The following is a 14,711-nucleotide window of genomic DNA, read 5'->3' on the forward strand; positions in this document are numbered from 1 at the left end:
CCTGTCGAAGCTCTTGAAGCTTCAGTTTTTTAAAGCGCTTTGAATGAAAAAGAACCAGAGCCCAGATTTTCTGTCAAGCGGCCACGCAGTTGAATTTAAGACATTTTCTGCGCAAGGCTATAAATACATAATGATATCAATAACTTGACGATAAGCACATCGAATTGTCGTTAATTTTTACGGCGCGGCAATGAGGTACGCACCTCAGAAATTTGCACACGATCTCACCCCTTGCGCGAAAATTTGAAATCGCTTTGAATGCACGCAATGGAGGAGGGTGCGCGCTGATCCCGAACAATGGGAAGCCGCCTGTTCCGGTTGCAATGTCGATGGGGCGCCCCGGGTTCCGGACAGCCCAAGGTATTGCGCCGGAACCAAATGCCGCAATGAGACTGAAAGATCTCGCCGAGCATCTCGGCCTGTCGCAAACCACGGTATCCCGGGCCCTGAACGGCTATCCGGAAGTCAACGAAGCCACGCGCCGTCGCGTTTCGGACGCAGCGGACCTGCTGGGCTATCGCCCCAATGCCAGTGCCTTGCGCCTGGCCACGGGCCGGGCCGGTGCCGTTGGCCTCGTCCTGCGGGGCGCTGACGAGCTGGGGCCTCACATGTCCGAATTCCTGTCCGGCGTCGGCTCGCACATGGCCAGCCGCGAGATCGACATGCTGGTCACCACCGTCGCAACCCATGCCGAGGAGCTGTCGGCCTATCGGCGCCTTGCGGCCAGCCAGAAGGTCGATGCGGTAATCCTGCATTCGCCCACAACGCGCGATGAGCGTGCCGAACTGCTGCTCGATCTCAACATTCCCTTCGTGCTGCATGGCCGCACCGAAATCGGCCATCCTGTCGCCTGGCTGGACATCGACAACAAGGGCGCCCTCCAGCGTGCAACCGGCCACCTGCTCGATCTCGGCCACCAGCACATCGCGCTGCTCAACGGTCTTAAGGGGCAGACTTTTGCCGAACATCGGGAACAGGGTTATCTGGCTGCTCACGCCGCAAGCGGCACACCGGTCGAGCGTGCGCTCATGGCCAATGGCGTCTTTACCGACGAAGCCGCATTCCGCACGGCTCAGGCCATGCTTGAGCGTCGACCCCGCCCCACCGCCTTCCTTGCCGGCTCGATGATGACGGCGCTGGGCATATTCCGGGCTATCCGTCAGGCAGGGCTGGAGCTGGGCCGAGACATTTCCATGATCGCCCATGACGATGTGTTCCCCTATCTCAATGCCGACAACATGTATCCGACCATGTCCACCACCCGGTCCTCGATACGCCAGGCCGGCACGCGCATCGCCGAGCTGATCACCCAGGTTCTCGCCGGCAAACCCGTCGCTGACGTGCATGAATTGTGGCCAGTCGAACTGGTCCTTCGCGAAAGCTCCGCCCCGGTCCGCTAAGCCTTACAGGCCCAGCGACCGGTCGGTTCTGGTGTAATCGTCCTGTCATTTTTCCGTCATTGCACCGTCATCGGGTCGCTCTACTCCCTCGCCGTGTTCCGGGGCTGCCATCAGCATTGGCGCCTGCGCGGAATCGTCCAGGGAGTTCCCAATGACCACGAAATATCTGCTGTCCGCCTCGGTCAGCGTACTGACCGCACTTGGCCTTGCCGCACCCGTTTTTGCCCAGACCGACCTCGACGCGCTCTATGAAGCCGCCAAGGCCGAGGGCCAGCTCACCACGATCGCCCTGCCCCACAATTGGTGCGGCTATGGCGAAGTGATCGCCGGCTTCAAAGCCAAATATCCGGGCATCACCGTCAACGAGCTCAATCCCGACGCCGGCTCCGCCGACGAGCTCGAAGCCGTGCGCGCCAATCAGGGCAATACCGGCCCCCAGGCGCCCGACGTGCTCGATATCGGCCTCGCCTTCGGCCCGCAGGCCAAGGAAGAGGGCCTGCTTCAGCCCTATAAGGTCTCGACCTGGGATGAGATCCCCGACGACGCCAAGGATGCCGAAGGCTATTGGTATGGCGATTATTACGGCGTCATGGCGTTCCTCGTGAACAAGGACCTGGTCTCCACCATGCCGGCCGACTGGTCTGATCTGACCAGCGCCGAATATGCCAATGGCGTTGCCCTCGCCGGTGACCCGCGCGCCTCGGCCCAGGCCATTCAGTCCGTCTATGCCGCTGGCCTCGCCCAGACCGGCGCCGACGAAGGCGCGGCCCAGGCCGGCCTCGACTTCTTCAAGTCCGTCAATGATGCAGGCAATTTCGTCCCGGTGATCGGCAAGGCCGCCTCTGTCGCACAAGGCACCACTCCAATCCTCGTTGCCTGGGACTACAATCTGCTCGCCTGGCGCGACAGCTTTGAAGGCAATCCTGAGGCCGAGATCGTCGTGCCGGAAACCGGCGTCGTAGCCGGTGTCTATGTGCAGGCTATTTCCGCCTATGCACCGCACCCCAATGCAGCCAAGCTCTGGATGGAATATCTCTATTCTGACGAAGGCCAGCTCGGCTGGCTCAAGGGCTATTGCCACCCGATCCGCTTCAACGCCATGTCCGAAGCGGGGCTCATCCCGCAGGACATGCTCGACGCGCTGCCGCCGGCCGAAGCTTATGCCAAGGCTGTCTTCCCCACTATCGAGCAGCAGAACGCGGCCAAGGACGTCATCACCTCCGGCTGGGATGCGACAGTGGGCGCCAACGTTCAGTAAGACTTGAGAGGAGAGGCTCCGGCCTCTCCTTTTCCCGACACGCCTGCCACGAGCTGCAACCTAACCTGGCTCCGCGCCGGGATGACCGCCGGTGGGTAATCGGTCTCGCACCGCATCTCTGGATTGCCATGAGCCTAACCACCGCACCGCCGCCCAGCCGCCGCCTTTCCTTTGAATGGCTCGGCATTGCGCCCTTTGTCATCTTTGCGGTGATGTTCCTCATCCTGCCCATGCTCTACCTCTTGGGGGCGGCCTTTATTAGTCGCGATGGGCAATTTACGTTCGACAACATCGCCGGTCTCTTCAGCGAACAGATCCTGGCCGCCTACTGGATTTCCATCCGCATTTCCGGCGCCTCCGCCCTGATCGGCGCGCTGATCGGGCTTGCCATAGCGTTGGCTCTCATTCGCGGCCGCCTGCCCGCGCCCCTGCGCTCCGCCGTCATGACCTTTTCCGGGGTCACGTCGAACTTTGCCGGCGTACCCCTCGCCTTCGCCTTCATCTCGACACTGGGGCGACTGGGCCTTGTCACCATCATCCTCAAGACCGTCTTCGATATCGACATCTACCGCGCCGGCTTCAATCTCCTCAGCTTCTGGGGCCTCACGCTCACTTATCTCTATTTCCAGATCCCGCTCATGGTCCTGCTGATCGCGCCCGCTATCGACGGGCTCAAGAAGGAATGGAGCGAAGCCGCCCAGACGCTCGGCGCCTCGACCGGTCAGTTCTGGCTCTATGTCGGCCTGCCCATAATCTTTCCCAGCATCCTCGGCACGCTATCGCTGCTTTTTGCCAACGCCTTCGGCGCCATCGCCACCGCCTATGCGCTCACCGGATCCTCGCTCAACATCGTGCCCATCCTGCTTTATGCGCAGATCCGCGGCGATGCGCTGCAGAACCCCGGCCTCGGGGCTGCCCTCGCTTTGGGCATGATCGCCATAACCGCCCTGGCCAATATCATCTACCTCGTCATTTCCGCCCGGGCCGAAAGGTGGTTGCGGTGAAGACCTCCAGGGCTTGGGCCTGGTTGATTTTCAGCCTCGGCGCCGCCTATTTCCTCGTGCCCCTCATCGCCACCTTCGAATTTTCGCTGCGGATGCGGCGGGGCTATTACAGCTTCGATGCCTACGCCTCGGTATTTTCCGATCCCGCTTTTCAGGCGACGTTCGGCTATTCCGCCCTCATCGGCCTTTGCGCGGTCCTTGCCGGCGTGTTGATCGTCGTGCCGGCAGTCTATTTCGTCCGCCTGCGTTTGCCCCATCTGCGGCCGCTGATGGAGTTCATCACGCTGTTGCCGCTCATCATACCGGCCATCGTCCTGGTCTATGGCTATATCCGGCTCTACAATTCTTCCGCGCTGATCCCTTTCACCGGCTCGGCCCTGGGCACCGACATCCTGCTTGTTTTTGGCTATGTGACGCTCGCCCTGCCCTACATGTATCGGGCCGTCGACACCGGCATGCGCACCATCGACATCAAGACACTCACCGAAGCGGCGCAAATCATGGGCGCCTCTACCGCCACCATCATCGCCCGCATCATTCTGCCCAATATTCTGGTCGCCGTTCTGTCCGGCGCCTTCCTCACCTTTGCCATCGTCATTGGCGAATTCACCATTGCGAGCCTGCTCAATCGGCCGGCCTTTGGTCCCTATCTGCAAAATATCGGCGCCAACCGAGCCTATGAGCCGTCTGCGCTTGCAATCCTCTCCTTCATCATCACCTGGGGCGCCATGGGCATGATCAGCCTGCTCGGCCGCTTCGCGCCCCGCACTTCCGCCCGGACGGACTGACCATGACCGACGAAAGCTTCCTCCGCGTCGATGCACTGACCAAGAATTACGGCGCCAGCCAGGTGGTCAAGGGCGTCGGCTTTGGCTTCGCCCGGGGCGAGTTCATTTCGCTGCTGGGCCCATCCGGCTGCGGTAAGACCACCATTCTGCGCATGATCGCCGGCTTCGAAACGCCCACCAGCGGCACTATTCACGTCGATGGCCACGACATCACTCATCTGCGCCCCAACCAACGCCGTTTGGGCATGGTCTTCCAGGCCTATGCGCTCTTCCCCAACCTCACGGTCGCCGACAACATCGCTTTTGGGCTCAAGGTCGCCGGCATGGGTCGGGACGAACGCCATGCCCGGGTCGCCGATATGCTCCAGCTTATCGGCCTGCCCGGCTATGCAAAGCGATATCCCTACGAAATGAGCGGCGGCCAGCAGCAGCGCGTCGCACTGGCCCGCGCGCTCGCTCCCAGGCCGCGCCTGCTTCTGCTCGACGAGCCCTTGTCAGCGCTCGACGCCAAGATTCGCATTTCCCTGCGCCAGGAAATCCGTGCGATCCAGCGCGAAATGGGCATCACGACACTATTCGTCACCCACGATCAGGAAGAGGCGCTCTCCATCTCCGACCGCATCGTGGTAATGAATGCCGGCCGTATCGAGCAGATCGGCGGGCCTCAGGAGATTTACGACCAGCCGACAACGCCTTTCGCGGCTGCCTTCATCGGTCAGCTCAACCGCCTCCCCGCCTTGATTATGGATGCCCGGGCCGGACAGGTCCGGGTCGGGGACAAGCAGGTCACTCTGCCCGCCCTGCCGGCTCATCTCCCCAGCGGCGACAGCATCGCCCTCGCCCTCCGCCCCGAGATGATGACCCTGGTCCAGCGGCCCCACCAGGACGTGACCCTCCTCGGCACGATCCGCGACATCAGTTTCCTGGGTTCAGTCATTCGGGTCCATGTCGATGTGGCGGGGACACCGCTTCATATCGATACATTCAATGATCGCACCGCACCGCTGCCGGGTCGGGGCGAGACGGTCAGCGTGCATCTGTGCGGGCGTGACGTGCTGGTATTGCCGCAATAATTCTTGCAGGCTCTTTCGACGGGGCGTACCAAAGTCAGCGTCGCGGCAAGGAGCTAGACCATGACCTCTCCCTTCGTCACGCCTGCCTGGCTCGCCAAGCGCCTTAGCGATCCCAACTTGGTTGTCGTCGATGCGAGCTGGCACATGCCCAATGCCAAGCGCAACGCCCAGGCCGAATATCTGAGCGGTCATATTCCCGGCGCGGTATTCTTCGACATCGACGCCATTGCCGACACCAGCACCGATTTGCCGCACATGCTGCCAGCGCCTGCCGATTTCGCTCGCGCCGTCGGCGCACTCGGCATTTCCGAGGACATGACGATCGTCGTCTATGACGAGGTCGGCCTGTTCAGTGCCCCCCGCGCCTGGTGGACCTTCCGCACCTTCGGCGCAAGCAATGTGCTGATCCTTGAGGGAGGCGGCCCGGCCTGGCGCGCCGGCAAGCATCCGACGGAAACCGGGCTCGTCGAGCGTCAGCCGGCCCTTTTCCGCACGCATTTTGATGCCGAGGCCGCCGCCGATTTCGGCCGGGTGGCAGCCCGCTCCAGAGACGGCGAAGCGCAGATCGTCGATGCCCGCCCGGCGCCGCGCTTTCACGCCGAGGTCTCAGAGCCCCGCCCCGGTCTTCGGTCGGGCCACATCCCCAACAGCCTTAATGTGCCGGTAGCCCTGCTCAGCGACAATGGCGTCCTCAAGTCTGCCGGGGCGCTGCGCGATCTCTTTGCCGAGCGCGGCATCGATCTCGACCGCCCCATCATCACCTCATGCGGCTCCGGGATCACGGCGGTGGTGTTGGCCCTCGCCCTCGAACAGGCCGGTGCCGCCAATGTCGCCGTTTATGATGGCTCCTGGGCCGAGTGGGGAGCCCGCCCCGATGCCGAAGTGGAAAGCTAGGGTCTTGGTCTGAGACCTCGTGTTCAGCGCAGTCCGGCTGCCTCTATTCCAGACTTCGAAGCCGCGCGGTTAAGGAGCACCGGGCGTTCATGCTGCATAAGCCACCCAGCCGCGAAAACTCAAACCGGCATAGAAGAGGCTGACGTCGCTGAACCCCGCCTGGGCCAGCATGGCTTCCTCTTCTTCCGGGGCCAGAATGGTCAGGTGAGCGCCCATGGCCGTGAGCGCAGTGTCCAGCGCGGCGCCGCTGGCCGTGACGCCTTCGGCATAACCGGCATGGCGGGCAATCCACTGGCTCCGCACCGGCTCTTGCTGAGAAAAGCTGATATGGGCCAGCACCAGAGGCGCGCCGGGCTGCAACCGCCCCCGCAATTGGCGCAAGGTTTCCATGCGATCCTCACGGGCGATGAAATGAAATGTCAGCAAGCACACGGCGCCATCGAACGGCCCTTCGGGCGCCGAGCCGACATAGCCCTCGTGCAGGCGAACGCGCTGGTTTGGGCCCACGACCTCACGCGCCAGCGCCAGCATGTCCGGTGAGGGATCGACGCCGTCGAATTCCCAGCCTGGATGCGCATGCGACAGCGCCTTCAACTCCAGCCCGCCTCCGGCCCCGAGTACCAGAACGCTGCCCTGTTCCGATACGCGCTCCCCCAGAAGCATCCCCGTCATCTGGTGCAGGCTTTCCAACCCCGGCACCTGCCGCTTTGGCCGCTCGGCATACCCGCGGGCCGCCTGTGCCCCAAAATGATTGTTAGCCATTGCCGATCCCGCCATAATGTAACACATATAGTTACACATGAGCCATGGCGCGGCGTCAAGTCTGCGCATTGAGCCTTTTAAGATAGCTGCGCAACAGGCTCGCCCGCTGCGGCCGGAAGCTCTCCCCGGTCCGCACGGCTGCCGCAATCCGGTCGGCGCGGAAAATCCGGAAGTCCGCGCGCAGGCAGCACCAGGCCAGCACTGCCAGCACATTCTGGTGATAGGCCAGTGCCAGCGGTCGGATCGTCCTCTCGGTAACGCTGCCGTCAGCGTCCGCATAGCGGATCGCCAAAGCCTGCTCATGCCAGCAGGCTTGCCGGACCAGCCCCATGTCGAGCGCCAGGCGATACCGCGCCTGCGGACGATAGACTTGCGACACGGCATGCAGCATCTGCTGTTCCCGTCCATCGGGCAAGGTTGCCGCCACCTTGGCCAGAGCCGAGCGCGCCGCTGCCGCCAGTTCCCCGTCGCCCATATGCTGCACCTCGCCCAGGCCAAGCACTAGCGCTTCGATTTCCAGCCGGTCGAAGGTCTGCGGCGGCAGGGCGAAATCCTCGATCAGCCGATATCCATAGCCGCGTTCCCCCTCGATCCGGGCGCCGGCCGCCCGCAGGCTGTCGATATCGCGATAGAGCGAGCGCAACGACACACCAGTCTCTTCCGCCAGTCGCGCTGCCGTAATGGGCGGTGCCATGACACGCATGGCCTGCAACAGTCGCAATAACCGGTCTGGTCGGCCCATTTTCAACTGCCCCGAATTGTCAGTTGAGCGCGCTTATAAAGCTGTCATCAGAAACGGCAAGGAGCTCGCCATGACCATCCAGACCACCACTCACCTTAATTTCCGCGGCAATGCCCGGGAGGCCCTCGGCTTCTACCAATCCGTTTTTGGCGGCGAGCTGATAATTGCCACCCACGCCCAGGCCTATCCCTCCTTCCCTGAGGAGGAAGCCGATCTCGTCGCCTTCGGACAGGTGGAAAGCGCCAACGGCTTCCGCATCATGGCCTACGACGTCCCTGCAGCCCGCGCCTATGACGCCGGAATCGCACCGGTCTTCGTTTCCATTCGTGGCACCGATACGCAGGAGCTGACCGCCATATGGTCCGCGCTCGCAGAAGGCGCGACCATCATTCAGCCATTGGCCCCGTCCGGCTGGGCGCCGCTGTTCGGCATGCTCACCGACCGCTTCGGCATCACGTTCGTCCTCGATATTGCCGCTGCCTATTGAGACCAAGAAAAAAGGCCGCCGGATCGCTCCGGCGGCCTCGTTCTCATAGGCCCTAAGGATCAGGCCGACTTGTTCTTGTTGTAGAGATCGAAGAACACGGCCGCGAGCAGCACCACACCCTTGATCATCTGCTGCCAGTCGATGTTGACGCCCATGATCGACATGCCATTGTTCATCACACCCATGATGAAGGCGCCGATCACCGCGCCGGCGACCTGGCCCACACCGCCCAGCGCCGAGGCGCCGCCGATGAACACGGCCGCGATCACGTCGAGTTCCAAGCCCTGGCCTGCCTTCGGCGTCGCCGAATTGAGACGGGCGGCATAGATCATGCCCGCAAGAGCGGCCAGCGCACCCATGATGGCGAAAATGTAAAAGGTGGTGCGTTCGGTCTTGATGCCGGACAGCGCCGCCGCCTTGAGATTGCCACCCAGCGCATAGATGCGACGACCGAAGGTCAGCTTCTTGGTGAGGAAGACGAAGCCCGCGATCAGGATGCCCATGACAACGAGGACATTGGGCAGGCCGCGATAGGAGGCCAGCATATAGGCGAAGAACATCACGAGGACCGCGATGACCACGTTCTTGATGATGAACAGGCTGAACGGCTCGACCGTGTAGCCGCGTGCCATGCGGCGGGCGCGGGTGCGGATCGAGAGGAACACCATGGCCACGAGCGCTGCGATGGCGATGACCATCGTGGTCGTGTGCAGCACCACGTTCTGCCCGTTTTCGGCCAGCCAGGGCATGGTCGTCGGCCCGATGACGTCGGGGATGAAGCCGGCCGAGAGCAACTGGAATTCGGCCGGGAATGGTCCCACGGACTTGCCGGCCAGGATCGCGAGCGACAGGCCCTTGAAGATCAGCATACCGGCCAGCGTCACGATGAAGGCCGGGATGCGGTGATAGGCGATGAGATAGCCCTGCGCCGCGCCGATGGCCGCGCCCGCGACCAGGCAGATGGCGCCGGCGACGATGGGGTTCGCAAGGAAAGCCAGTTCGGGAGGAAAGCGCCAGCCCACCATCAGCATGGCGGCCAGCGCGCCGATGAAACCAGACACCGAGCCCACCGAAAGGTCGATATGTCCGGCCACGATCACCAGCAGCATGCCCAGCGCCATCACGATGATATAGCTGTTCTGCAGGATGATATTGGTCAGGTTCACCGGCTTGAACAGCACGCCATTGGTGAAATACTGGAAGAACAGCATGATGAGGATGAGCGCCAGCAGCAGCCCGTAATCGCGCATATTGGCGCGCAGGGCCCCGATCAGCGACAGTTCCTGGGGCTTGGCCTGATCGGCCGGGGCTCCGGTCGGTACAGTTTCGGTTGTCATGATGCCTTTCCTTCAGCGCGCACGATGGAGCGCATGATCTTTTCCTGGCTCGCCTCGCTGGTCGGCATTTCGCCCACGATGCGGCCTTCGTTCATTACGTAAAGTCGGTCGGTGATGCCGAGCAGTTCCGGCATTTCCGAAGAGATCACCAGGATCGCCTTTCCCTGGGCGGCGAGCTGGTTAATGATCGTGTAGATTTCATATTTCGCGCCGACATCGATGCCGCGTGTCGGCTCGTCCAGGATCAGCACGTCCGGATTGGCGAAGAGCCATTTGGACAAAACGACCTTCTGCTGGTTGCCGCCCGAGAGATTGCCGGTCGCCTGGTAGATGCTCGAAGAGCGGATATTGGTCTTCTTGCGATAATCGTTGGCCACGTCCATTTCGGCCAGGTCGTCGATCACGCCCATGCGCGATACGCCCATCAGATTGGCGATCGTCGTATTGTGCTTGATGTGGTCGATGAGGTTGAGACCATAGGTCTTGCGGTCTTCGGTGGCATAGGCAATCCCGTGCCGGATCGCCCGGTCCACCGTGCCGGTATCCACCTTCTGCCCGTTGAGGTGAACCTCGCCGGAAATCTTCTGGCCATAGGACTTGCCGAAGAGGCTCATGGCGAACTCGGTCCGGCCCGATCCCATCAGCCCGGCAATGCCCACCACCTCGCCCTTGCGCAGGGTGATGCTGACATCCTTGATCACCTGCCGTTCGCGGTGCTGCGGATGGAAGACGTTCCAGTTCTTCACCTCCAGCACCACTTCGCCCACCTTGGGCTGGCGCGCCGGATAGCGGTCCTCGAGCGAGCGCCCCACCATGGAGGTGATAATGCGGTCCTCGGTAATCTGGTCGGTGTCCATCGTCTCGATGGTACGGCCGTCGCGGATCACCGTCACGCGGTCGGCGATGCGGGAAATTTCGTTCAGCTTGTGGCTGATGATGATCGAGGTAATGCCCTGCTTCTTGAATTCGAGCAGCAGGTCGAGCAGCGCCTGGCTGTCCTTTTCCGACAGCGATGCCGTCGGCTCGTCCAGGATCAGCAATTGCACCTGCTTGGACAATGCCTTGGCGATTTCGACCAGTTGCTGCTTGCCCACCCCGATATTGGTGATCAGCGTATCTGGATCTTCGTTAAGACCGACCATGGACAGCAGCTTGCGCGCGCCGTCGCGGGTTTCGTCCCAGTCGATGACGCCGTTTTTGGCCTGTTCATTGCCCAGGAAGATATTTTCCGCGATCGACAGCAGCGGCACCAGGGCGAGTTCCTGGTGGATGATGACGATGCCCTTGTGTTCGCTGTCGCGGATGGAGCGGAAGTGCTGCTCTTCACCCTGATAAATGATCTGGCCGTCGTAGGAGCCATGCGGATAGACCCCGCTCAGCACCTTCATCAGCGTCGACTTGCCGGCCCCGTTCTCCCCGCAGATGGCGTGGATTTCGCCTTCGCGCACATCGAGGTTCACGTCGGACAAGGCCTTGACGCCCGGGAAGGTCTTGGTGATGCCGCGCATCTCCAGAATGGTCTTGGTCATGAAGGACCCTGTTCTTGGCTCGTCGGGAGGGCGCGCCAAGGCTCACCCCCCTTCGTTTTTCGCTCCGGCACCGTGTCCGGCTCAGCCGGACATCAGGCGGTCACGCCGCCAGGCATCTCCGGAAAATTCTGAAAGGGCCCCGCGCGTCGCGGGGCCCTTCCTGATGGTCGGAACCGCTTACTGCAGTTCTTCTTCCTTGATGTAGCCCGAAGCGATGACGCGTTCTTCGTAATTGGTCGCGTCGACTTCGTAGGGGGTCAGCAGGATCGACGGCACGACCTTGACGCCATTGTCATAGGTGGTGGTGTCCAGGCCGCCGGGCTCTTCACCCGAAAGCACGGTGTCGAGCAGCTGGGCGGTGTACTGAGCCAGTTCGCGGGTATCCTTGAACACGGTCGAGTACTGCTCGCCGGCGATGATCGCCTTGATCGAGGGCACTTCGGCATCCTGGCCGGTGATGATCGGCCAGGACAGGTCGCCCGAGCCGTAGCCAACGCCGCGCAGCGACGAGATGATGCCGCGCGAAAGCCCGTCATAGGGAGCCAGGACGCCATGGACGCGGCTGCCATCCGAGTAGTTGGCCGACAGGATGTTGTCCATGCGAGCCTGGGCGACTGCACCGTCCCAACGCAGCGTGCCGACCTGTTCCATGCCCTGCTGGCCGGACTTGATCACCACATCGCCGGCATCGATCATCGGCTGCAGCACAGCCATGGCGCCGTCGTAGAAGAAGAAGGCATTGTTGTCGTCGGGCGAACCGCCGAAGAGCTCGACATTCCACGGCTTGTCGTCGGGGAAGCGCTCGTTGAGGCCCTTCACCAGCGAATTGGCCTGCAGCACGCCGACCTGGAAATTGTCGAACGTGGTGTAGTAGTCGACATTGCCGCTGTCGCGGATCAGGCGGTCATAGGCAATGACCTTGACGTCCTGGTCGGCGGCCTGCTGCAGCACGGCGCTGAGCGTGGTGCCGTCGATGGAGCCGATCACGAGGGCCTTGGCGCCCTTGGTGACCATGTTTTCGACCTGGGCCAGCTGGTTCGGGATTTCGTCTTCGGCGAACTGCAGGTCGACGGTGTAGCCCATGCCCTCGAGGGCAGTCTTGAGCTCGTTACCGTCCGAGATCCAGCGCAGCGACGACGAGGTCGGCATAGCAACGCCGATGAGACCCTTGTCCTGGGCCAGCACGGCGGTCGCCGCGGTGGTCATGAGCGCGCCGGCGGTGATAACGGTCATGATCGATTTGAAAAGCTTCACGTCTCGACTCCCTTTGATATTCGAGATGATTTTCTGGTCAGGGGGCGTAGCTCAGCTCACGCAGTGGCGGCCGCGGCCGCGTCGCGACGGCTCGGCGCAGCGCGCCTCAACACCAGTCCGAACTGCATGAAATCCTCCGGTACGAACGGCATTGCGCCGCCTTGGACCCTCCCAGCCCATTGCCGGTGACGCTAAAATAATCAGATAGGTCTGTAAAGCGGCATAACGCGGCTGCACGTTATTTTTTCGATTCTCTAATAAAACTGTAACCCCCGTTGCATGGGCGGTTAAGAGAACGTTATGGTCGCTGCCCGAAAGAGTATCGTTGCCGCCAAGCGCTGGACAACAGGCGCCGGAAACGAAAAGGTATCTGATACCTTTGAGGGAGAGACATCATTCAGACCGGCGAAAACCGGCCCGATCAGCCCAGCGCCGCCCGCGCCGTGGCCGACGATCTGGCAGACATGATTCTGACGAGCATGGCACCCGGCAGCAAACTGCCCAGCGAGGCTGAGCTGGCCGAGCGCTACGCCGTCAGTCGCCTGACCATACGCGAGGCGGTCAAGCTTCTCGCCGGTCGCGGACTGCTCGACCTGGCACGCGGTCGACGCGCCACCGTCCGCGAGCCGGACGGCACCGCCTTCGCCGATTTTCTCGTCTCGGTGCTTCGTAATGATTCGAAGGGCCTTTTCGATCTGGTCGAAGTCCGCATGTCGCTCGAAGTGCAGTCCGCTACGCTGGCTGCCAAGCGCGCCAGCCGCGCCGGTCTTGCCGCCATCGAAAACGCCCTTCAGGGCATGCGTGACGCCGCCGCCGATACCGACCCGGGGGCGGAAGGACGCTTTCACGATTGCGACGTGGCCTTTCATGAAGCCGTAGCCCTGGCCAGCGGCAACCGGATTCTGGGCTATCTGTTCGAGGCCATGGCCGGCCCCCTGCGCAAGGGCATCCAGATCAGCCGGCAGGGCCACGCCAATCGCGGCCACACCCTCCTCGATACGATTGCGCATCACCAGCGCATTCTCGATGCCGTCCGGGCCGGCAATGCCCGCGCCGCCGCCGAGGCCATGCGCGTCCACCTCAAGGACACCGAACGCGACATCGGCAATGCCGTCACCAACATCGGAACCACGGCCCCACAGCGTCCAGACCGGTAAATTCCCTTGCGATGCGCCGCGCGATCCGAATAATCGCATGAAACCGCAAGGGGGCTTCATGGCCGCGCGACAGGACAATTCAGCGACCCGCTTGGACGACGCAGCTCGCGCCGGCTGGCTCTATTACGTCGCCGGCAATACCCAGGAAGAGATCGCCGCCAAGATGGGGATTTCCCGTCAATCGGCGCAGCGCCTCGTCTCGCTTTCAGTGAGCGAAGGCCTGATCAAGGTGCGCCTCGATCATCCCATCGGGCGTTGTCTCGATCTTGCCGAGCAATTGCGCCAGCGATTCGCCCTCGACCATTGCGAGATCGTCCCCTCCGACCCCGGCAGCACTGCCACCACGATTGGCATCGCCGAGGCTGGCGCCGCCGAAATCGAGCGCAGTCTGCGCCTTGCCGATCCCCAGATCATTGCCATCGGCACCGGCCGCACACTCAAGGCCGCCGTCGAGCAACTCCAGCCGATGGACTGCCCCCACCACAAGGTGGTGTCGCTCACCGGCAATATCGCGCCCGACGGGTCCGCGGCCTTCTACAACGTGATTTTCAACGTGGCCGACACCGTCAAGGCGCGCTCCTTCCCCATGCCCCTGCCGGTCATCGCCTCCTCGGCGCGCGAGCGCGAGCTGCTCCATGCCCAGCCCATGATCCGCTCCACGCTCGAACTGGCCGCCAAGGCCAATATCAGCTTTGTGGGCATCGGCCATCTCGACCCCGATGCGCCGCTGATCCTCGATGGGTTCCTCACCGAAACCGAGCAGCGGTCATTGCAGAAGGCCGGCGCTGTCGGCGAGATCTGCGGCTGGTGCTTTGACGCCGAGGGACGCCTTCTCGACCTGCCGATCAATGACCGCGTCGCCTCCGCCCCCATACCCAGCCGCGAAGCCGGCCGGGTCGTAGCCATCGCCATGGGCGATCGCAAGGCACCGGCGATCCGCGCTGCGTTGATCCGCCGTCTTGCCAATGGCCTCATCACCGATGAGCGCACGGCCCAGCACCTGCTGGCCTGATCTTCGCGTGCCAT

General features: G+C 62.5%; 14 protein-coding genes. 9 read left to right on the forward strand and 5 right to left on the reverse strand.

All coding sequences use genetic code 11. The features are described 5' to 3' along the window. Positions 1 to 386: 386 nt before the first annotated feature. From VE26_RS10885 to sseA, 6 genes are all read left to right on the forward strand, one after another. Positions 387 to 1,400, forward strand: coding sequence for a substrate-binding domain-containing protein (locus tag VE26_RS10885; protein ID WP_046105323.1), 1,014 nt, complete (start codon positions 387 to 389; stop codon positions 1,398 to 1,400). 151 nt (positions 1,401 to 1,551) lie between these two features. Then, a complete protein-coding gene (locus VE26_RS10890) occupies positions 1,552 to 2,658 on the forward strand; it encodes an ABC transporter substrate-binding protein (RefSeq protein WP_046105324.1) in 1,107 nt (368 codons plus the stop codon). A gap of 128 nt (positions 2,659 to 2,786) precedes the next feature. Then, positions 2,787 to 3,662, forward strand: coding sequence for an ABC transporter permease (locus VE26_RS10895; RefSeq protein ID WP_046105325.1), 876 nt, complete (start codon positions 2,787 to 2,789; stop codon positions 3,660 to 3,662). Then, on the forward strand, positions 3,659 to 4,450 hold the full coding sequence (locus VE26_RS10900) for an ABC transporter permease (RefSeq protein ID WP_046106247.1): 792 nt from the start codon (positions 3,659 to 3,661) through the stop codon (positions 4,448 to 4,450). The genes VE26_RS10895 and VE26_RS10900 overlap by 4 nt, the downstream gene beginning before the upstream one ends. Before the next feature lie 2 nt (positions 4,451 to 4,452). Next, positions 4,453 to 5,523, forward strand: coding sequence for an ABC transporter ATP-binding protein (locus VE26_RS10905; RefSeq protein WP_046105326.1), 1,071 nt, complete (start codon positions 4,453 to 4,455; stop codon positions 5,521 to 5,523). A gap of 60 nt (positions 5,524 to 5,583) precedes the next feature. Next, a complete protein-coding gene (gene sseA / locus VE26_RS10910; RefSeq protein ID WP_046105327.1) occupies positions 5,584 to 6,417 on the forward strand; it encodes a 3-mercaptopyruvate sulfurtransferase in 834 nt (277 codons plus the stop codon). An 87-nt stretch (positions 6,418 to 6,504) separates the two neighbouring features. Here sseA and VE26_RS10915 read toward each other — a convergent pair whose 3' ends face one another. Beyond that, a complete protein-coding gene (locus VE26_RS10915) occupies positions 6,505 to 7,179 on the reverse strand; it encodes a class I SAM-dependent methyltransferase (RefSeq protein WP_046106248.1) in 675 nt (224 codons plus the stop codon). A 55-nt stretch (positions 7,180 to 7,234) separates the two neighbouring features. Then, positions 7,235 to 7,921, reverse strand: coding sequence for a helix-turn-helix transcriptional regulator (locus VE26_RS10920; protein WP_046105328.1), 687 nt, complete (start codon positions 7,919 to 7,921; stop codon positions 7,235 to 7,237). Positions 7,922 to 7,991: 70 nt separating this feature from the next. On the opposite strand from VE26_RS10920, the gene VE26_RS10925 reads away from it, so the two are divergent. Then, positions 7,992 to 8,408 (forward strand): VOC family protein, encoded by a 417-nt coding sequence (locus VE26_RS10925; protein WP_046105329.1) that lies wholly within the window; start codon positions 7,992 to 7,994, stop codon positions 8,406 to 8,408. Positions 8,409 to 8,467: 59 nt separating this feature from the next. On the opposite strand, the gene mmsB is transcribed toward VE26_RS10925, so the two are convergent. From mmsB to chvE, 3 genes are all read right to left on the reverse strand, one after another. Continuing rightward, positions 8,468 to 9,745, reverse strand: a complete 1,278-nt coding sequence (mmsB, locus tag VE26_RS10930; RefSeq protein WP_046105330.1) for a multiple monosaccharide ABC transporter permease — start codon at positions 9,743 to 9,745, stop codon at positions 8,468 to 8,470. Next, positions 9,742 to 11,274 carry a multiple monosaccharide ABC transporter ATP-binding protein gene (gene mmsA, locus VE26_RS10935; RefSeq protein ID WP_046105331.1) on the reverse strand — a complete coding sequence of 511 codons (1,533 nt, stop codon included), beginning with the start codon at positions 11,272 to 11,274 and terminating at the stop codon, positions 9,742 to 9,744. The genes mmsB and mmsA overlap by 4 nt, the downstream gene beginning before the upstream one ends. 177 nt (positions 11,275 to 11,451) lie before the next feature. Then, the gene (gene chvE / locus VE26_RS10940; RefSeq protein WP_046106249.1) at positions 11,452 to 12,507 is read right to left on the reverse strand and encodes a multiple monosaccharide ABC transporter substrate-binding protein; all 1,056 of its coding nucleotides are present in this window, start codon (positions 12,505 to 12,507) and stop codon (positions 11,452 to 11,454) included. 464 nt (positions 12,508 to 12,971) lie between these two features. Between chvE and VE26_RS10945 the strand changes: the two genes are divergently transcribed. Together VE26_RS10945 and VE26_RS10950 are read left to right on the forward strand one after the other, a co-directional pair. Next, on the forward strand, positions 12,972 to 13,685 hold the full coding sequence (locus tag VE26_RS10945; protein ID WP_052715851.1) for a FadR/GntR family transcriptional regulator: 714 nt from the start codon (positions 12,972 to 12,974) through the stop codon (positions 13,683 to 13,685). Positions 13,686 to 13,743: 58 nt separating this feature from the next. Further along, positions 13,744 to 14,697: a sugar-binding transcriptional regulator gene (locus VE26_RS10950; protein WP_046106250.1), complete on the forward strand. Its 954-nt coding sequence runs from the start codon at positions 13,744 to 13,746 to the stop codon at positions 14,695 to 14,697. The last annotated feature ends 14 nt before the right edge of the window (positions 14,698 to 14,711 follow it).

It is taken from the genome of Devosia chinhatensis (genome assembly GCF_000969445.1).
GTDB lineage: Bacteria > Pseudomonadota > Alphaproteobacteria > Rhizobiales > Devosiaceae > Devosia > Devosia chinhatensis.